This window comes from Burkholderia sp. MBR-1, assembly GCF_013822785.1.
Taxonomy (GTDB): domain Bacteria; phylum Pseudomonadota; class Gammaproteobacteria; order Burkholderiales; family Burkholderiaceae; genus Burkholderia; species Burkholderia vietnamiensis.
The window spans coordinates 996,182-1,013,125 of record NZ_CP053610.1 but is presented as its reverse complement, the minus strand read 5'-3'; the positions used below and the strand labels follow the sequence as shown (position 1 = coordinate 1,013,125).

The following is a 16,944-nucleotide window of genomic DNA, read 5'->3' as shown; positions in this document are numbered from 1 at the left end:
TCAGGCCGCGAGCCGGCGTTCGGCCGCGCGCACCCGCTCGCTCGCGGCGATCGCGACGATATCGTCATAGAAATCATGGCCGCAGTCGTGCGCCATGCAGCCGCCGAACGCAGCGCTCGCGAGCGTCTTCTCGACTGCGGGGTGCGGGTGAGCGTGGATGCGGCGATGCGCGTCGACCGGCTCGGCGGCGATCGCGGCGATGCCCGGAATGACGGGGTTCACGGCTTGCAGCATGGACTCTCCTGGCGGCGCGGTGGGATGCTCGATAGGCATATGACGAGCAAGCATATAAATTTCTTTCGCGCACCAGAAGCTGCTAAATTGCTTTGGTGCTCACCACCGGTTGCCGCCCGGGAATACCCCGAGCCGGCCTGCGTCGCGGGGCGCGGGCTTCCCCGATTCACGCGTGTCCCCATGAAATACCATCAACTCAAAGCATTCGTCACCGTTGCGGACGAAGGGAGCATCCGCGCGGCCGCGCGGCGCCTGAACGTGTCGCCGGCAGCGCTGACGAAGGCGGTCAAGGAGCTGGAAATCGCGCTCGGCGTGTCGCTCGTCGTGCGTACCGCGCGCGGCGTGCAGCTGACCGCGTTCGGTCAGCAACTGCAGGTGCGCGCACGGCTGATCGTCGCCGAGATGCAGCGGGCGCGCGACGACATCGAGCAGGCGCAGGGCGCGATGACCGGCTCGGTCGCCGCGGCGATCACGCCGGCCGCCGCGGTGACGATTTTGCCCGATGCGTTCCGCGCGTTTCGGCGGCGCTTTCCGGTCGCGCGCGTCAACCTGATCGAAGGCTTTCCGGGCGTCGCGCTGCCGCGGCTGCACGACGGCTCGCTCGATTTCGCGGTGGCCGTCGTCGTGCCCGAACTGCTCGCGGCGGAATTCGATCACGCGGAACTCTACGCGAGCCGCTCGCTGATCGTCGCGCGCAAAGAGCATCCGCTCGCGTCGGCCACCTCGCTCGCCGAGCTCGTCGATGCCGACTGGTTGATGAATCCGTCGCCGGAAAGCTCGACCCAGGTGCTGTTCAATTCGTTCGTCGCGTATGGGTTGCCGCTGCCGCAGCGGATCGTCGAATGTCCGAGCTTCGGGCTCGCGCACAGCCTGATGACCGGCTGCGATCTGCTCGCGTCGATGCCCGAGCAATTGCTGCAAGGCGAATGGGCGCGCGACCGGCTCACGGTGCTGCCGATTCGCGAGCGGCTGCCGGCCGTGTCGGTTCAGGTCGTCACGCGCCGCGACAGCCCGCTCACGCCGGCCGCCGCGATGCTGCTCGACTGCCTGCGCGATTCCGCGCGTCGCAAGGGGCTGCGATGAACCGCATGGCACGTCGCGCACGACGGACTGGAGGGAAATCCGGATGATCCGGTACGGCGGCCGATCGACCGCCGCCTGCGAGCCGGTATCATAGCGGCCGGCCTGCCGCCCCGGCCGGCTTTCGACAACACGCCAACCGGCATCCAGCAATCAGAGGCATCACATGACCAGTGCAACCCAATTCGACAACGTATCGGTCGTCAAGCGCGCGAACGTCTATTTCGACGGCAAGTGCGTGTCGCATACCGTGCTCTTCCCGGACGGCACGCGCAAGACGCTCGGCGTGATCCTGCCGTGCGCGCTCAACTTCGGCACGGACGCGCCCGAATTGATGGAAGTGCAGGCCGGCAAGTGCCGCGTGAAGCTCGCGGGCAGCAACGAATGGCAAACCTACGGCGCCGGCGAATCGTTCTCGGTGCCGGGCAACAGCCGCTTCGACATCGAGGTGCTCGACACGCTCGACTACGTCTGCAGCTACCTGTAAGCGCGAACGCAGGCACGCCGGCCGCGATGCATGGTGCGCGCCGCGGCCGGCGCGCAAAAATGACAAGCCCCGCAGAAGCGGGGCTTGTCGCATCGGGACGGCGCAAGGCCGTCCGACTCGCCGTTACAGACAGGCGTTGATGTCGCCGGCCGATGCCGCGTCGCCGCGCATGCCGACCCACGTTTTCGCGCCGGGTTGCCGCGCCGGGCGCACCATCGCGGCCGCGCCGTTCGGCGGCTGCTGGCCCGGTGCGTAGACGTCGGTCGCGAGGCCATTGGCCAGCACGTTCTGCGAAATCACCTGTTGCTGCGACTTGTCGGCCCAGGTCTTCGCGATGCACGCAGACACGTCCTGAGCGGGCTTCTGGCTTTGTCCCACGTTCTGCATGGCCGGATCGGCCGCATGTGCAGAAATTGCCACGGTCAGTGCGATGAACGGTAAATATTTCAGATTCACGTTGTATCTCCCTCGAGTCGTGATTGATTGAGTGGGATGCGCAGCAGAACTGCGTGCTTGTGAGATTGCGTCCGACATATGCGGTTCCGGCGATTGCGCAACAAGTTGTTAACGCGCTTGCCAAACTGCAATCCGCACGTTCGCGGTGTCGCTGCATGCGCAACGATGCGCTGCGTGGTCCGCTCGCTGCCCCGAGGGTGTGGTGGTGTGATACGGCGGCGCGCTGCATGTGCCTGCAAGTCGCGCCGCGTCTTTATTGAATGACGAGTGGAATGGCTGAATGGTGGCCCCGTCGCATGAGCATCATGATGACAAAATTTCGTCTGACGAATTGTTAACGAAGTTTAAACGCGACGATGTTCGGGGCGCGGGACGGCGGGGCAGTGCGCACGCCGCGGCGCTCAGCCGGCGTTGCGTGCGCGGGCGTTGCGCAGGTTGACCGGTACGACGGGACGGAACCGCTCGCGCTTGTGCTCGTCGTCGAAGTGCTGGAGCGCGGGTTTGATCAGGTCGCTGCGCGACACGATGCCGACGATGCGCAGCGACTGCGGATCGTCGACGACCGGCAGCCGTTCGAGCCCGAGCATCGCGAGCCTCGACGCGACCACGCGGCACGTCTCGTGCGCCTGCGCGACCGCCGGCGCACGCTCGGCGAATACGCTGGCGAGCGTGGCGCCGGGGCCGGCTTGCGCGCGATGCGCGTCGAGCGTTGCACGATCGACGACGCCGAGCAGGCGGCCGTTCTGCACGACGGGGTACGCGCGATGGGTCTGCTTCGCGCCGAAGTACTGCGCGTCGACGGCGTCGAGCGTCGTGGCGCCGTCGACCGCGACGAGCGCCTCGGCCGGCGTCATCACTTCGGCCACGTCGTGCCGCTCGAGCGGATCGACGCCGTATTCGCGATAGATGTGATAACCGCGGCGCGCGATCTTCTCCGTCATGATCGAGCGCTTCATCACGACGGTCGCGAAGCCGTGCGCGACGAGCGTTGCCGCGAGCAGCGGCAGCAGCGCGTTCGCGTCGTGCGTGAGGCCGAACGCGAACACGATCGCCGTCAACGGCGCGCCGAGCGTGGCGCCGAGCGTCGCGGCCATGCACACCAGCGGCCACAGCGCCGGATCGCCGCCGGGCAACACCGGCGACAACACGGTGCCGAGCCCCGCGCCGAGCATCAGCAGCGGCGCGAGCACGCCGCCCGAGGTGCCGGAGCCGAGCGCGATCACCCACATCACGGCCTTCACGATCAACAGCGCGAGTGCGATCTTCAGCGCGATGTGCTGGTGCAGCAGATCGCCGATCACGTCGTAGCCGACGCCGAGCGCGCGCGGCTCGAGCCAGCCGCCGATGCCGATCACCACCGCGCCCAGCGCCGGCCACCACATCCAGTGGACCGGCAGTTTCGCGAAGCCGTCTTCGACGCGGTACAGCGCAGCGGACAGCCCGCACGCGAGCATCCCCGACAGCAAGCCGGCGGCGATGCACGACAGCAGCGCGACGGGCGTCGGCGACGCGGTGGTCAGCGCAAACAGCGGCTCGACGCCGAAGAACAGGGCGCGCGCAAAGCCGGCCACGGCGCACGCGAGCGCGACCGGCAGGAAACTGCGCGGGCGCCATTCGAACAGCAGCAGCTCGACCGCGAGCAGCACGGCCGCGACCGGCGTGCCGAACACGGCGGTCATGCCGGCCGCCGCGCCGGCCACGAGCAGCGTCTTGCGCTCGGCGGCCGTCACGTGCACGCATTGCGCGATCAGCGAGCCGAGCGCACCGCCCGTCATGATGATCGGGCCTTCGGCGCCGAACGGACCGCCGCTGCCGATCACGACACCCGACGACAGCGGCTTGAGCACCGCCACCTTCGGCGACATGCGGCTCTTGCCGAACAGGATCGCCTCGATGGCTTCCGGAATGCCGTGGCCGCGGATCTTCTCGGAGCCGAAGCGCGCCATCAACCCGACGATCAGCCCGCCGATCACCGGCACCACGATCACCCACGCGCCGAGCGCGTTGGCGGCCGGCGAACGATCCGCAAACGAAAACTGCTGGAAGAAGAACAGGTTCGTGAACAGATGGATCAGGCTCAACAGCACGAATGCGGCCAGCGTGCTGAGCAGGCCGATCACGGCTGCCAGCAGCGCGATCCTGGGCAGGCGCTCGTTGGTCGAGAAATCGCGTTTGTGCGGTGCGTTCATCGGAGTCGGAAGGGTGATAATAGGTGGTTCAGAAATCGATCTGCGGGACCTGGAACGTGCCCTTGAGCGATTTGAGCTCGGCACGATGCATCGCCGCGAGGCGCGCGAGCAGCGTCTCGCCCGCTTCTTCGAGGTGTACCTCGACCTGGCGGCGGTCGGCTTCGCTCGTCTTGCGCCGCACGAGCCCCAGCGCCTCGCACCGCGTCACCAGCGCGACGACGCCGTGATGCTGCGCCTGCAGGCGCTCCGCGAGTTCGCCGATGGTCGCCCATTCGCGATGCGGATAGCCCTTGATGTGCAGCAGCAGCAGGTATTGCAGCGGCGTCACGCCTTCGCTTTGGGCGGCGCGTTCGGAGAAGCGTTCGAAGCGGCGCATCTGGTAGCGGAACTCGGACAGTTGCTGGAAATCGCTTTTGGTCAGGGCGCGTCGGGTATCGGTCATCGCAGTCGGTGTGCAGGCAGTTTCGATAGCGCAAAATATATCACAACATGATATAAGCGGCCGTTTTTCTGCGAAATGGCTGTATTTTCATCGTCGGTGGCGGTTACACGATTACGCGGCTTCTCGCATGCGGGTTTGCTGGTACAGGCCCGTGACGAGGTCCGTCTGCGTAATGATCCCGACCAGCCGGCGCGACGCGTCGACGACCGGAATGTGGTGATGGCCCGAATGCGTGAACAGCGGCACCAGCGCGGTGATCGGCATGGTCTGCGGCACGCATGCGACGTCGCGCGTCATCACCGACGCGACGCTCGCCGGCTGGCCGCCGAACGATTGCGGCAGCCGCGCGGACAGCCGCTGCCACAGCGGCGGCGGGCGGCGCCACGGGCGCGTGAGGTCGGCGCGCGTGACGATGCCGATCAATCGGGCCTCGCCGTCGACCACCGGCAGCGCTTTCACGCGATGGCGATCGAGCAGCGTCAGCGCGGCGGTCACCGACGTGGACGGCGAGACTTCGATTGCGTGCTTCGTCATCAGGTCCGCGCAGCGCAGCTCGCCGAACGTGCGCGTATACGCCTGCATTTCGGTTTCGCGCAGCAGCGTTTCGAGGTCGTCCGCATCGACGTCGAGCCATTCGCCGCGGCGCTTCAGCACTGCATCGAGATCGGCGCGCGTGAAGCCGCCGCGCGGCGCGGCGCCGCCGGCTTGCGATTGCGCGTCGGGGCGCACGCCGCCGTGCGGGTAGCGATGGCCGGTGAGCGCGTGATAGACGAGCGCCGCCGACAGCAGAATGGCCGATTGCAGCGCGATGGGCACGACCACGAAGCCGAAGCCGAGCGCGTGGATAGCCGGGCCGCCGAGCACGGCCGTCAGCGCGACCGCGCCGGACGGCGGATGCACGCAGCGCAGCGCGAACATGCCGCCGATCGCCAGCGCGACGGCGACCGCGGCCGCCGTGATCGGATCGGTGATCCACTGCGCGCAGGCGACGCCGACCGTCGCCGCGACGAGATTGCCGCCGACGATCGACCACGGCTGCGCAAGCGGGCTGGCAGGCACGGCGAACAGCAGCACGGCCGACGCGCCCATCGGCGCGACCAGCAGCGGCACGAGCCCCGGTACGCCGGGCAGCAGCCGCATCGTCACGCCGACCGTCGCGATGCCGACGAGCGCGCCCGTGCACGAACGCATGCGCTCGCGCCAACCGAGCGTCATCGGATGGGGAATGAAGCTGTGCAGCCATTGGCGCAGCGTGCGGCGCGGCGACGGAGTGGGGCCAGACGACATGGACGTATACAAAAAAGAGGCGGCGCTGATCCAGCGCAAGGAAGCCGCAGATTATATCGCGTTGTGATACAAAATGTGCCGCTGCGTCAACGCGTTGCGGGTGCGGGACGTACGGAGTGCGCGGCAAACATTTCATCTGATGAAAGATTCGCACGACGCAATTGCACAAAATTCGTGTGCGGCGGCGTACAATTCAGGCCACCGAATTCCCCGATATGCCACAAGCACGCACGCGATGACCGCTCTCCCGCCCGTACCCCGGCATGGCGATCGCGTGCGCTTGGTCTGCGCGCCCGAGTCGAACCCCGCCTGACGCGAGCGCTGCCGACGTTTCCTCACCGACACTCCCAAAGCCAATTCAATGGACATGCTCGAAAACATGCGCCTGTTCGTGCGCGTCGTCGAAGCCGGCAGTTTCACCGCGGTCGCGAAAGAAATCGATGCGACCACCGCGCAGGTGTCGCGCGCGGTTTCGAACCTCGAAGCGCACGTGCAGACGCGTCTGCTGCATCGCACGACGCGCCATCTCGGCCTCACCGAAAGCGGCGAGCGCTACTTCGAGCGTGCGAAGTCGATCCTGGCCGAGTTCGACTATGCGAATGCCGAAGCGCGCAACGCGCTGCTGCGGCCGAGCGGCAAGATGCGCATTCACGCGATGACGGGGCTCGGGCAGAGTCACGTCGTGTCGTCGATCGTGCGCTATCAGGAGGACAACCCGGACGTGTCGGTCGAGCTGACGCTCGCGCAGAGGATGCCGAACCTCGTCGAGGAAGGCTACGACGTGTCGATAGTGACGGCGTCGCAGCTGCCCGACTCCGGCTACGTCGCGCAAACCTGCGGCACCAGCTGCAGCGTGCTGGTCGCGTCGCGCGAGTATCTGGCGCGTCACGGCACGCCGCAGACGCCCGACGACCTGCCGAACCACGTCTGCCTGCGCCTCGATACGCCCGCGTCGCCGGCGAGCGAGTGGCGGCTCGAGCGCAGCGACGGCGAGGAGACGGTCTACGAGCTGCAGCCCGCGCCGTTCCAGGTCAACGTGCCGGACGCGCTGTGCGTGGCCGTGCGCGCGTCGCGCGGGATCGCCTGCGTGGCGCTGTACACGGTGCTCGACGACATCCGGGAAGGGCGGCTGATCCGCGTGCTGCCGGAATACCGGCTGCAGACGGTGAGCGTCTACGCGGTGTATGCGACACGCCGCTATCTCGACGCGAAGATCCGCACGTTCCTCGACCATCTGCGCACGACGCTCACGCCGGCGCTGGAGAACGACCTGCGCGAACTCGACCGGCTCACGCTCGCGCAGATGCCGGCTGCCCGCCAGAGCGCGTGACGCCCGCCGTGCGGGCACGCCGGGCGGCGCTGCCTGCACTTTCCGCGCTTCAAGCGGCGTGACGCCAATCCGCTCGAAGCTGCCGCACGCCGCGCATCGCGTCCGCTGCGGATGGGAATCGAATCGATATCGGTCTAACATCGATGCGCTATCGATCGATTCAGGACGCGAATGATTGAACTGAACCAGCTTCGCTGCTTCGTCGCGGTGGCCGAGGAGCTGCATTTCGGCCGCGCGGCCCGGCGGCTCTTCATCACGCAACCGCCGCTCAGCCGGCAGATCCAGCTGCTCGAACACGCGCTGGGCATCGCGCTGCTCGAACGCAGCAGCCGGCAGGTGAGGCTCACGGCAGCCGGCGAGCGCTTTCTGCGCGACGCCCGCCACATCCTCGAATTTTCCGCGCGGGCCGAACAGGCCGCGCAGCGCGTCGCGCACGGCCGTGAGGGGCGGATCACGCTCGGCTTCACGGCCGTCAGTGCATACCGGATGATTCCGGCGCTGCTCGCACACGCCGCCCACGCGCTACCGGACGTCGATGTCGAGCTGCGCGAAATGGTGTCGACCGTGCAGATCGACGCGCTCGCGTCGCGCATGCTCGATGCGGGTTTCGTGCGCCAGCGCGCCGCGCGTCATCCGCTCGAATACCGGCTCGTGCAGCGCGAGCCGATGCTCGTCGCGGTGGCGCAGGGCTCGCCGCTGGCCGCGCATGAGCGGATCGGCCCGGACGAACTCGACCGCCAGCCGTTCATCGCCTACTCGCCGAACGAAGGGAAGTACTTCCACGACATGATTTCGGGGATGTTCGCCGGTGCCGGACGCCTGCCGAACTACCTGCATTACGTCGGGCAGACGCACACGATACTGGGACTCGTGCGCGCCGGGCTCGGCGCGGCGCTCGTGCCGGCGTCGGCGCGCGAGCTGCACGTCGACGGGGTCGTGTTCCGGCCGGTGGCCGGCGTCGACGTGGCGGCGGAGCTGTATCTCGCGTGGCGCGCGGACAACGACAATCCGGCGCTGCCGGTGTTCAACGCGATGGTCGGTCAGTTCCTGACCGAAGGCGCGGCCGACGGCGTCTAGCCCGGCGGGCTGAAGCGGCGAGCGCGCCGCGCGTTGCGGGCGCGGCGCAGCGCCGCCGTTGCGCCGGGCGGCCCGCCGCTCAGTGCGTGACCGACAGGAACAGGTACGCGGCGAACAGCGACAGATGCACGACGCCGTGCAGGACGGTCGTGCGTCCCTGGCTCAGCGTGAGCGTGCTGACGAGCAGCGTGAGCGCCAGCAGCACGGTTTCCATCGGGCCGATGCCGAGCGTGAGCGGATGTCCGACCCAGATGAACACGGCGGCGACGGTCGGAATCGTCAGCCCGATGCTGGCGAGCGCCGAGCCGAGCGCGAGGTTCATGCTGGTCTGGAGCCGGTTTGCCCGCGCGGCGGTGACGGCCGCGAGCCCTTCGGGCAACAGCACGAGCGCGGCGATCACGATGCCCACGGCGGCCTCCGGCGCGCCGAGCTTCATCACCGCGTGCTCGACGGCGGGCGACAGCAGCTTCGCGAGCAGCACCACGGCGACGAGGCTCGCGAACAGCAGCAGCATGCTGACTGCCGCGGTGCGTGCGCTGGGCGGCGTCGCGTGGATCGATTCGTTCGCACTGTCGTGACTGGCGAGAAAGTAGTCGCGATGGCGAACCGTCTGCACGAACACGAACACGCCGTACAGCACGAGCGACGACACGCCCGCGAACGCGAGCTGCGAATTCGAGAACTGCGGGCCGGGCGCCGCGTTCAGGTAGTTCGGCATCACGAGCGACAGGACCGACAGAGAGGCGAGCACCGCCAGCGCCTTGCTCGCGCCGCGGCCCTGGAAATCCTGCTCGCCGTGCTTCCACGCACCGACCAGCAGGCACAGCCCGACGATGCCGTTGCAGATGATCATCACGGCGGCGAACACGGTGTCGCGCGCGAGGCCCGACTTTTCCGGGCCGGCGCCGAGCATCACCGACACGATCAGCGCGACTTCGATGACGGTCACGGCGACCGCGAGCACGAGCGTGCCGAACGGCTCGCCGACGCGGTGCGCGACGACTTCGGCGTGATGGACCGCGGCGAACACGGCGCCGGCGAGCGCGGCCGCGAACACCGCGATGACGAGGCCTTCGGCCGGCACGGCGCGCGACAGCGCGAGGACGAGCCATGCGGCGAGCGGAGCCCAGAGGGTCCAGCGCGGCAGCTGATTGGACGAAATCGGCATGAACGGTTTCCTATGCGAGCGGCGGCGCGACACGCGCCGTCACGGGTTGACGAAGCCCGGCCGGGTGATGCGCCGAACGATGACGATGAAGCTCAACGGATGACAGCACGAAACCGTGCTGCGTCGGGTCTGCCGCAGCGGGGCGGCGAGGGGTGCGGGCGGGCCGAAGCCCGTCGCTGGATGAAGCGAGTTGATGCGACCGGCTACCGATGATGGGATGCGCACGCCGACAAGCAGAGCGGCTGACGACCGACCCGAACGCCACAACGGCGGCGAGAGGCGGCTGCGCGCGGTTCCCCAGGATGCTGCAATTTGTCTGATTTTATCACACGTTGAAGGTCTACTGCGCGATTTTCCAGAGATTTAGTGAATTTTCGTTCGATAAAGCGCGCCGTTGCCGCATGATTCCTTTCCTGCAGTTTCCGTAAAGCGGCATTGCCCAACGAATTCGGGCTGGCCCTGACATAAATCTACCGACCGGCCGGTTTATAATTGCTCGCACTTCCACTTTCATGACGGATCGCAAGCGATGGCTGTTTCTTCTGCACATTCGGTGAACTCGGGCGCGCTGGCGCCATCGGCGCTCGTCGGCGTGATCGGCGCAGGTGCGATGGGCGCGGGCATCGCGCAGGTCGCGGCGGCGGCCGGTCATACCGTGCTGCTGTACGACCTCGACGAGGCCGCGTGCGACAAGGCGCTCGCCGGCATTCGTGCGCAGTTCGCGAGGCTTGCGGAGAAAGGCCGCCTCGAGCCGGCGCAGGCGGACGCAGCCGGCAGCCGCATCCGCGCCGTGCGCGCGCTGGCCGAGTTCGCCGGCGCCGCGCTGATCGTCGAGGCGGCGGCCGAGCGGCTCGACGTGAAGCGCGAGATCTTCGCGACGCTCGAACGCCATGTCGACGAGCGCTGCGTGCTCGCCACCAACACGTCGTCGATCTCGATCACGTCGATCGCAGCCGGCCTGCGCGCGCCGCAGCGCGTGGCCGGCCTGCACTTCTTCAATCCGGCGCCGTTGATGGCGCTCGTCGAGGTGGTCAGCGGGCTCGCGACGGCCGCGGAGGTCGCACAGCTGCTGTACGACACGGCCGCCGCGTGGGGCAAGCGGCCGGTGATGGCGAAATCGACGCCGGGATTCATCGTGAACCGCGTCGCGCGCCCTTATTACGCGGAGGCGCTGCGCGTGCTGAACGAGCAGGGCGGCACGCCGGCGTCGATCGACGCCGTGATGCGCGACGCCGGCGGCTTCCGGATGGGGCCGTTCGAGCTGATGGACCTGATCGGTCACGACGTGAACTTCGCGGTGACCGAGTCGGTGTTCCGCGCGTACTTCAACGATCCGCGCTACACGCCGTCGTTGATTCAGCAGGAACTCGTGAACGCCGGCTTTCTCGGCCGCAAGTCGGGGCGCGGCTTCTACTCGTACGCGCCCGACGCGCCGCCGCCGGCGCCCGAGTTCGAAGCGCCTTGCGTCGCACCGGCCGACGTCGTGCTGTTCGAGCAGGAAGGCCCGGCTGTGGCGCTCCACGCGCGCTTTGCCGAGCGCATCCCGAACGCGCGGCAGAACGGCGCACACGCCGACGAGCTGATCGCGGTGGCCGGCCGCGCATCCATCGCGCTGACCGACGGCCGTACCGCGACGCTGCGCGCCGCGCAAACCGGCGTGGCCGATCTGGTGCTTGTCGATCTTGCGCGCGACTACGCTCGGGCCGGCCTGGTCGCGCTCACGCGCGCGCTCCAGTGCAGCGACGCCGCGTACGCGGACGCCGTCGGCCTGTTCCAGCAAGCGGGGTTCCGCGTCGTCGGCGTCGGCGACGTGCCCGGCATGGTCGCGATGCGCACCGTCGCGATGCTCGCGAACGAGGCGGCCGACACCGTCAATCAGGGCGTGTGCTCGCCCGCCGATCTCGATCTCGCCATGGAAAAGGGCGTGAACTACCCATGCGGCCCGCTCGCGTGGGCCGATGCGATCGGCATCGGCCGCGTGCATCGCGTGCTGTCCCATCTCGCGGCGAGCTACGGCGAGGACCGCTATCGCGTGTCGCCGCGCATCGCCGCGCTGCACGCGGCCGGCCGCACGTTCCGTTAGCCGCCGCCCGCATCCCCTCGATCACGACAACGACATCACTCCACTGGAGGAGCACCCCATGACTCACCCGACGCATCCCGCCGCCGCGCTCGAGCCGATCGAGACCGCCAGCCGCGACGAACTGCAGGCGCTGCAGCTCGAGCGCCTCAAGTGGTCGCTGCGCCACGCGTATGACCACGTTGCGCACTATCGCCGGACGTTCGACGCGGCCGGCGTGCACCCGGACGATCTGCACACGCTCGCCGATCTCGCGAAGTTCCCGTTCACGACCAAGAGCGACCTGCGCGACAACTACCCGTTCGGCCTGTTCGCGGTGCCGCGCGAGCAGGTCGTGCGCGTGCATGCGTCGAGCGGCACGACCGGCAAGCCGACCGTGGTCGGCTACACCGCGCGCGACATCGACACGTGGGCGAACGTGACGGCGCGCTCGATCCGCGCGGCCGGGGGCCGGCCGGGCGACACGCTGCACAACGCATTCGGCTACGGGCTCTTCACCGGCGGCCTCGGCATTCACTACGGCGCGGAGCGGCTCGGCTGCATGGTCGTGCCGATGTCGGGCGGGCAGACCGAGAAGCAGGTGCAGCTGATCCGCGATTTCGAGCCGAAGATCATCCTCGTCACGCCGTCGTACATGCTGAACCTGATCGACGAGATGGTGCGGCAGGGGATGGACCCGGCCGACTCGTCGCTGAAGATCGGCATCTTCGGCGCGGAGCCGTGGACGCAGGCGCTGCGCGACGAAGTCGAGACGCGCGCGGGCATCGACGCGCTCGACATCTACGGGCTGTCGGAAGTGATGGGGCCGGGCGTCGCGTGCGAGTGCGTCGAGACGAAGGACGGCCCGGTGATCTGGGAGGACCATTTCTATCCGGAGATCATCGATCCGGCGACCGGCGAAGTGTTGCCGGACGGCAGCGCGGGCGAGCTCGTGTTCACGTCGCTGACGAAGGAGGCGATGCCGGTGATCCGCTACCGCACGCGCGACCTCACGGCGCTGCTGCCGCCCACGGCGCGCGCGATGCGCCGGCTCGCGAAGATCACCGGCCGCTCCGACGACATGCTGATCGTGCGGGGCGTCAACGTGTTCCCGAGCCAGATCGAGGAGATCGTCGTCGCGCAGGCACGGCTGTCCGGACAATTCCAGGTCACGCTGTCGCGCGACGGCCACATGGATCGGCTCGAGCTGGCGGTCGAGCTGCGCTCCGAAGCCGCGGCCGGCATGACCGACGGCGATCGCGCGGCGATCGCGCGCGAATTGCAGCACCGGATCAAGACGATGATCGGCGTATCGGCCGGCGTGACCGTGCTCGCGGCGGGCGGGATTCCGACGACCGCGACCGGCAAGGCGCGGCGCGTGATCGACCGCCGTCAGGCGGCGTGAATCCGACCGTCACCCGTTCTACCCCAAGGAAACCCGTTCGATGGATGGATTGAAGACTTTGGCCGTCGCGGTCGACGCGCGCGGCATTGCGACCGTCGCGCTGCGGCGCGGCGACGTGCTCAACGCGTTCGACGAGACGATGATCGCCGAGCTGACCGACGCCTATACGACGCTCGGCGCGCGCGACGACGTGCGCGCGATCGTGCTGCGCGCGGACGGCCGCGCGTTCTGCGCGGGCGCTGACCTGCAGTGGATGCAGCGCGCGAGCGCGAACGATGCGGCCGCGAACCTGCGCGACGCCGAGCGCTTCGCGGCGATGATGCGTGCGATCCGGCAGTGCGCGAAGCCGACCGTCGCGCGCGTGCAGGGCCACGCGTTCGGCGGCGGCGTGGGCCTGTGCGCGGCCTGCGACATCGTGATCGCGAGCGATCAAGCGCGCTTTTCGGTGAGCGAGGCGCGCTTCGGCATCCTGCCAGCGGTGATCGGCCCGTATCTGGTCGAGGCGGTCGGCCAGCGCCAGGCGCGCCGGCTCGCGCTGACCGCGACGCAGCTCGGCGCGAGCGAAGCCGTCGCGATTGGGCTGATCCATCAGGCCGTGCCGCTCGATGCGCTCGATGCGGCGCTCGAGCGCACGCTCGCCGAGCTGAGCCGCAACGGGCCGAACGCGCTGATGGAGATCAAGCGCTTTTTCGATGCGATCGGCGAATACCCGCCGTCGGCCGAGCGCGCGGCATTCACCGCGCAGACGATCTCGCGCGTGCGCGCGACGGCCGAAGCGAAGGAGGGGTTCGCCGCGTTCTTTGCGAAGCGGCCGCCGGCGTGGGAGCCGGGCGTCGAATAAGGCGGCGCGGGCCGGCTGCGGCGCCGCACGATTTGCGGCGCGCGCGCGGGCGCTTGCTCTACAATGCGTGACCCCCGGCACGCCGCCGGCCCAGCCCTGTCCGTTGATTTCCTCGATGATCGTCAACCGTCTTGTTTCCGAGATCCTGTTCGGCTTCACCGGCCTGATCGGCATCATCAATCCGATCGGCATCGCCTTCCTGTTCCTCGAGCGCACCGAGGCGCTGACCGAACACGAGCGCAACCTGCTCGCGCAGAAGGTGGCGTTCAACGCGTTCATCGTGCTGCTGGTCGCGTTCTTCGCCGGCACGCCGGTGCTGCATTTCTTCGGGATCTCGATGGAAGCGCTGCGCATCGGCGGCGGCTTCGCGGTCGCCGTCGCCGGCTGGCAGATGCTCAACGAGCCGGACGGCCCGGCCGGCGGCGGCGACACGCCGATCAAGCCGATCGATGCGAGCGCAATCATGACGCGCGCATTCTTCCCGCTCACCGTGCCGCTGACCGTCGGTCCCGGTTCGATCGCCACCGCGATCGCGCTGAACGCAAACCGCACGCACAAGCTGTCTGAATTCATGCTGTCGAGCATCGTGTCGATCACGGTGTCCGTGCTGGTTGCGGTCGTGATCTGGCTGACCTACAGCCGCGCCGCGCTGCTCGCGCGCTATCTCGGCACCGAAGGCACCAAGGTCGCGAAGCGCGTGTCGGCGTTTCTGCTGCTGTGCATCGGCGTGCAGATCATGCTGACCGGCTTCTCCGAGTTCCTCCAGCCGCTCGCCGACCAGATCAAGTAAGCCGCTTCGTCGTGGGCCGCATCGGCCGGCGCGGCGTCGGCCCCGCGTGGTGCGGCGGCGCCGCCGCGCGCCGGCGCGTTCGCGCGCGACGGGATACCATCCAGCGTCCGGCCGGCGCGCGATGCGCGTACGGCCGCCATTCCACTTCAACGACGAGGCGTGCGATGCAATACGTGAAATTCGGATCGACCGGGCTGGACGTGTCGAAGCTGGTGCTGGGCTGCATGACGTTCGGCGAGCCGTCGCGCGGCACGCATCCGTGGACGCTGCCGGAGGCGGACAGCCGCCCGATCATCCGGCGCGCGATCGAGGCCGGCATCAACTTCTTCGATACCGCGAACATGTATTCGGACGGCACGTCGGAGGAGATCGTCGGCCGCGCGCTGCGCGACTTCGCGAAGCGCGACGACGTCGTGATCGCGACCAAGGTGTTCTACCGGATGCGGCCGGGGCCGAACGGCGCGGGCCTGTCGCGCAAGGCGATCATGACCGACATCGACCAGAGCCTGAAGCGGCTCGGCACCGACTACGTCGACCTGTACCAGATCCATCGCTGGGACGACGCCACGCCGATCGAGGAGACACTCGAGGCGCTGCACGACGTCGTGAAGGCGGGCAAGGCGCGCTACATCGGCGCGTCGTCGATGTACGCGTGGCAGTTCGCGAAGGCGCTGTACACGTCGAAGCAGCATGGCTGGACGCGCTTCGTCAGCATGCAGAATCACCTGAACCTGCTGTATCGCGAGGAGGAGCGGGAAATGCTGCCGCTGTGCGAGGCCGAAGGCATCGCGGTGATCCCGTGGAGCCCGCTCGCGCGCGGCCGCCTGACGCGCGACTGGAGCGAGACGTCCGGCCGGCAGCAGAGCGACGCGGTTGGCCAGCGGCTCTATGACGCGACGGCCGACGCCGATCGCGCGGTGGTCGAAGCCGTCGCGGCGATCGCGGCCGCGCGCAACGTGCCGCGGGCGCAGGTCGCGCTTGCGTGGGTCGCGCACAAGCGCGGCGTGACCGCGCCGATCGTCGGGATCTCGAAGCCGCATCATCTCGACGATGCGCTCGGCGCGCTGCAACTGAAGCTGAAGGACGACGAGATCGCGGCGCTCGAAGGTCCGTACGTGCCGCACGCGGTGGCCGGCTTCAACTGAGCCGTCGCCTGAGCCGGAGTGGCGCGGCGCCGCCGCGCGGTTCGGCGTTCAGTGCGCGGCGGCGAGCATCGGGTAGGTGAACAGCCCGAAGTGAATCGCGTTCAGCCCGGCATGCGCGAGCGCGGCGGCGACGAGGCCGCCGCGTCGCCATGCAAGCCCGTAGCCGACGCCGGCGAGCGTGCCGAGCGCGATCCACGGCCAGCCGCCCGCCGCGTGCGCGGCGCCGAACAGCAGTGCGCCAACGGCCAGCGCGGCCCACGGCCCCCAGCGGAAGCGGCCGAGCGCGCGGGTCAGCCCGCCTTGCACGTAGCCGCGGAACAGCGCCTCTTCGGCGAGCGTCACGAGCAGCACGTTGTTGACCAGCCAGAGCCAGCCCGAGGCCGGCCATTTCGGCGCCCAGCCGACCATCCCGAACGCGAGCGCGCCGACGAGGCAAGCGGCTGCCGTACCGACGGCCGCCATCGCGCCGACGCGCAGCGCGCGCCGGAGGGGCACCTCGGGCGCCACCCACGGCAGCGTCCACAGCAGCCACAGGCCGACCAGCGGCTTGTCGAAATTCAGGTACATCGTGAACGGCACGGCATCCGGCGTGAAGCGCGTCGGCGCGATCACGCGCGGGTTGTGGAAGCCCGGTATCAGGTGCAGGCTCAGCGCGATCGCGAGCGCCGCGAACACGAGGTGCGCGGCGATCCGCACGGCGAGCGGCCGGCGCGGCGCGACACCCCACGCGGCGGCGGCCAGCAGCGCGAGGGGCGCGAGCGCGATCGGCGCCAGCTTGCCGAATGCGAGCGCGAGCGCATAACCGAACCCGGCGACGGCGACGCTGGTGCCGTGCAGCGGGCGCAGCCAGGCGAGTGCGGCGGCCGTGAACAGCGCGAGCCAGATCGTGGCGAGCGGGAGCAGCGAGAGGGACATGGGGCGATGCAACGGGCGAACGGGACGCCGCGCATCATA

Annotated in this window: 17 protein-coding genes; 10 read left to right on the top strand and 7 right to left on the bottom strand. The window is 68.8% G+C overall.

Annotated elements, in window-relative coordinates; genetic code table 11:
- On the bottom strand, positions 1-234 hold the full coding sequence (locus MBR110_RS19275; RefSeq protein WP_045577924.1) for a hypothetical protein: 234 nt from the start codon (positions 232-234) through the stop codon (positions 1-3).
- A 180-nt stretch (positions 235-414) separates the two neighbouring features.
- On the opposite strand from MBR110_RS19275, the gene MBR110_RS19270 reads away from it, so the two are divergent.
- Together MBR110_RS19270 and ppnP are read left to right on the top strand one after the other, a co-directional pair.
- Positions 415-1,317: a LysR substrate-binding domain-containing protein gene (locus MBR110_RS19270; protein ID WP_014724784.1), complete on the top strand. Its 903-nt coding sequence runs from the start codon at positions 415-417 to the stop codon at positions 1,315-1,317.
- A 163-nt stretch (positions 1,318-1,480) separates the two neighbouring features.
- On the top strand, positions 1,481-1,801 hold the full coding sequence (gene ppnP / locus MBR110_RS19265; protein WP_014724785.1) for a pyrimidine/purine nucleoside phosphorylase: 321 nt from the start codon (positions 1,481-1,483) through the stop codon (positions 1,799-1,801).
- A gap of 123 nt (positions 1,802-1,924) precedes the next feature.
- Here the strand turns inward: ppnP and MBR110_RS19260 are convergent, their stop codons facing one another.
- The 4 genes from MBR110_RS19260 to MBR110_RS19245 form a co-directional block, all read right to left on the bottom strand.
- The gene (locus tag MBR110_RS19260; RefSeq protein ID WP_174479779.1) at positions 1,925-2,257 is read right to left on the bottom strand and encodes a hypothetical protein; all 333 of its coding nucleotides are present in this window, start codon (positions 2,255-2,257) and stop codon (positions 1,925-1,927) included.
- Positions 2,258-2,658: 401 nt separating this feature from the next.
- Positions 2,659-4,446, bottom strand: a complete 1,788-nt coding sequence (locus MBR110_RS19255; protein WP_011882351.1) for a chloride channel protein — start codon at positions 4,444-4,446, stop codon at positions 2,659-2,661.
- A gap of 28 nt (positions 4,447-4,474) precedes the next feature.
- The gene (locus tag MBR110_RS19250; protein ID WP_011882350.1) at positions 4,475-4,888 is read right to left on the bottom strand and encodes a MarR family winged helix-turn-helix transcriptional regulator; all 414 of its coding nucleotides are present in this window, start codon (positions 4,886-4,888) and stop codon (positions 4,475-4,477) included.
- Positions 4,889-4,999: 111 nt separating this feature from the next.
- Positions 5,000-6,175 carry an HPP family protein gene (locus MBR110_RS19245; protein ID WP_181709487.1) on the bottom strand — a complete coding sequence of 392 codons (1,176 nt, stop codon included), beginning with the start codon at positions 6,173-6,175 and terminating at the stop codon, positions 5,000-5,002.
- On the opposite strand from MBR110_RS19245, the gene MBR110_RS32180 reads away from it, so the two are divergent.
- From MBR110_RS32180 to MBR110_RS19235, 3 genes are all read left to right on the top strand, one after another.
- Positions 6,114-6,242 carry a hypothetical protein gene (locus tag MBR110_RS32180; protein WP_014724788.1) on the top strand — a complete coding sequence of 43 codons (129 nt, stop codon included), beginning with the start codon at positions 6,114-6,116 and terminating at the stop codon, positions 6,240-6,242. The two genes, MBR110_RS19245 and MBR110_RS32180, sit on opposite strands and share 62 nt — an antisense overlap.
- A gap of 294 nt (positions 6,243-6,536) precedes the next feature.
- Positions 6,537-7,505, top strand: a complete 969-nt coding sequence (locus MBR110_RS19240; protein WP_011882348.1) for a LysR family transcriptional regulator — start codon at positions 6,537-6,539, stop codon at positions 7,503-7,505.
- A gap of 171 nt (positions 7,506-7,676) precedes the next feature.
- A complete protein-coding gene (locus MBR110_RS19235; RefSeq protein WP_014724790.1) occupies positions 7,677-8,582 on the top strand; it encodes a LysR substrate-binding domain-containing protein in 906 nt (301 codons plus the stop codon).
- Between the two features lie 79 nt (positions 8,583-8,661).
- Here the strand turns inward: MBR110_RS19235 and MBR110_RS19230 are convergent, their stop codons facing one another.
- Entirely contained in the window at positions 8,662-9,750 is a 1,089-nt protein-coding gene (locus tag MBR110_RS19230; RefSeq protein ID WP_011882346.1) for a calcium:proton antiporter, read from the bottom strand.
- A gap of 529 nt (positions 9,751-10,279) precedes the next feature.
- Here MBR110_RS19230 and MBR110_RS19225 point away from each other — a divergent pair.
- The 5 genes from MBR110_RS19225 to MBR110_RS19205 all read left to right on the top strand — a co-directional run bounded on the left by MBR110_RS19225 (position 10,280) and on the right by MBR110_RS19205 (position 15,990).
- Positions 10,280-11,833: a 3-hydroxyacyl-CoA dehydrogenase gene (locus MBR110_RS19225; protein WP_059734412.1), complete on the top strand. Its 1,554-nt coding sequence runs from the start codon at positions 10,280-10,282 to the stop codon at positions 11,831-11,833.
- 58 nt (positions 11,834-11,891) lie between these two features.
- Positions 11,892-13,214 carry a phenylacetate--CoA ligase PaaK gene (gene paaK / locus MBR110_RS19220; RefSeq protein ID WP_059497075.1) on the top strand — a complete coding sequence of 441 codons (1,323 nt, stop codon included), beginning with the start codon at positions 11,892-11,894 and terminating at the stop codon, positions 13,212-13,214.
- Positions 13,215-13,254: 40 nt separating this feature from the next.
- Positions 13,255-14,055, top strand: coding sequence for an enoyl-CoA hydratase-related protein (locus MBR110_RS19215; RefSeq protein ID WP_014724795.1), 801 nt, complete (start codon positions 13,255-13,257; stop codon positions 14,053-14,055).
- Between the two features lie 115 nt (positions 14,056-14,170).
- On the top strand, positions 14,171-14,845 hold the full coding sequence (locus MBR110_RS19210) for a MarC family protein (protein WP_011882342.1): 675 nt from the start codon (positions 14,171-14,173) through the stop codon (positions 14,843-14,845).
- A gap of 164 nt (positions 14,846-15,009) precedes the next feature.
- Complete coding sequence (locus MBR110_RS19205; protein ID WP_059464082.1) at positions 15,010-15,990, top strand: aldo/keto reductase; 981 nt, start codon at positions 15,010-15,012, stop codon at positions 15,988-15,990.
- A 48-nt stretch (positions 15,991-16,038) separates the two neighbouring features.
- On the opposite strand, the gene MBR110_RS19200 is transcribed toward MBR110_RS19205, so the two are convergent.
- Positions 16,039-16,905, bottom strand: a complete 867-nt coding sequence (locus MBR110_RS19200) for a CPBP family intramembrane glutamic endopeptidase (protein ID WP_014724797.1) — start codon at positions 16,903-16,905, stop codon at positions 16,039-16,041.
- Positions 16,906-16,944: the final 39 nt, after the last annotated feature.

Excerpts from the sequence above, each read along its gene's own strand:
- MBR110_RS19275 (WP_045577924.1), bottom strand. The coding sequence starts at position 234 with ATGCTGCAAGCCGTGAACCCCGTCATTCCGGGCATCGCCGCGATCGCC.
- MBR110_RS19270 (WP_014724784.1), top strand. The coding sequence starts at position 415 with ATGAAATACCATCAACTCAAAGCATTCGTCACCGTTGCGGACGAAGGG.
- ppnP (WP_014724785.1), top strand. The coding sequence starts at position 1,481 with ATGACCAGTGCAACCCAATTCGACAACGTATCGGTCGTCAAGCGCGCG.
- MBR110_RS19255 (WP_011882351.1), bottom strand. The coding sequence starts at position 4,446 with ATGAACGCACCGCACAAACGCGATTTCTCGACCAACGAGCGCCTGCCC.
- MBR110_RS19250 (WP_011882350.1), bottom strand. The coding sequence starts at position 4,888 with ATGACCGATACCCGACGCGCCCTGACCAAAAGCGATTTCCAGCAACTG.
- MBR110_RS32180 (WP_014724788.1), top strand. The coding sequence starts at position 6,114 with ATGAAGCTGTGCAGCCATTGGCGCAGCGTGCGGCGCGGCGACGGAGTG.
- MBR110_RS19245 (WP_181709487.1), bottom strand. The coding sequence starts at position 6,175 with ATGTCGTCTGGCCCCACTCCGTCGCCGCGCCGCACGCTGCGCCAATGG.
- MBR110_RS19240 (WP_011882348.1), top strand. The coding sequence starts at position 6,537 with ATGGACATGCTCGAAAACATGCGCCTGTTCGTGCGCGTCGTCGAAGCC.
- MBR110_RS19235 (WP_014724790.1), top strand. The coding sequence starts at position 7,677 with ATGATTGAACTGAACCAGCTTCGCTGCTTCGTCGCGGTGGCCGAGGAG.
- MBR110_RS19230 (WP_011882346.1), bottom strand. The coding sequence starts at position 9,750 with ATGCCGATTTCGTCCAATCAGCTGCCGCGCTGGACCCTCTGGGCTCCG.
- MBR110_RS19225 (WP_059734412.1), top strand. The coding sequence starts at position 10,280 with ATGGCTGTTTCTTCTGCACATTCGGTGAACTCGGGCGCGCTGGCGCCA.
- paaK (WP_059497075.1), top strand. The coding sequence starts at position 11,892 with ATGACTCACCCGACGCATCCCGCCGCCGCGCTCGAGCCGATCGAGACC.
- MBR110_RS19215 (WP_014724795.1), top strand. The coding sequence starts at position 13,255 with ATGGATGGATTGAAGACTTTGGCCGTCGCGGTCGACGCGCGCGGCATT.
- MBR110_RS19210 (WP_011882342.1), top strand. The coding sequence starts at position 14,171 with ATGATCGTCAACCGTCTTGTTTCCGAGATCCTGTTCGGCTTCACCGGC.
- MBR110_RS19205 (WP_059464082.1), top strand. The coding sequence starts at position 15,010 with ATGCAATACGTGAAATTCGGATCGACCGGGCTGGACGTGTCGAAGCTG.
- MBR110_RS19200 (WP_014724797.1), bottom strand. The coding sequence starts at position 16,905 with ATGTCCCTCTCGCTGCTCCCGCTCGCCACGATCTGGCTCGCGCTGTTC.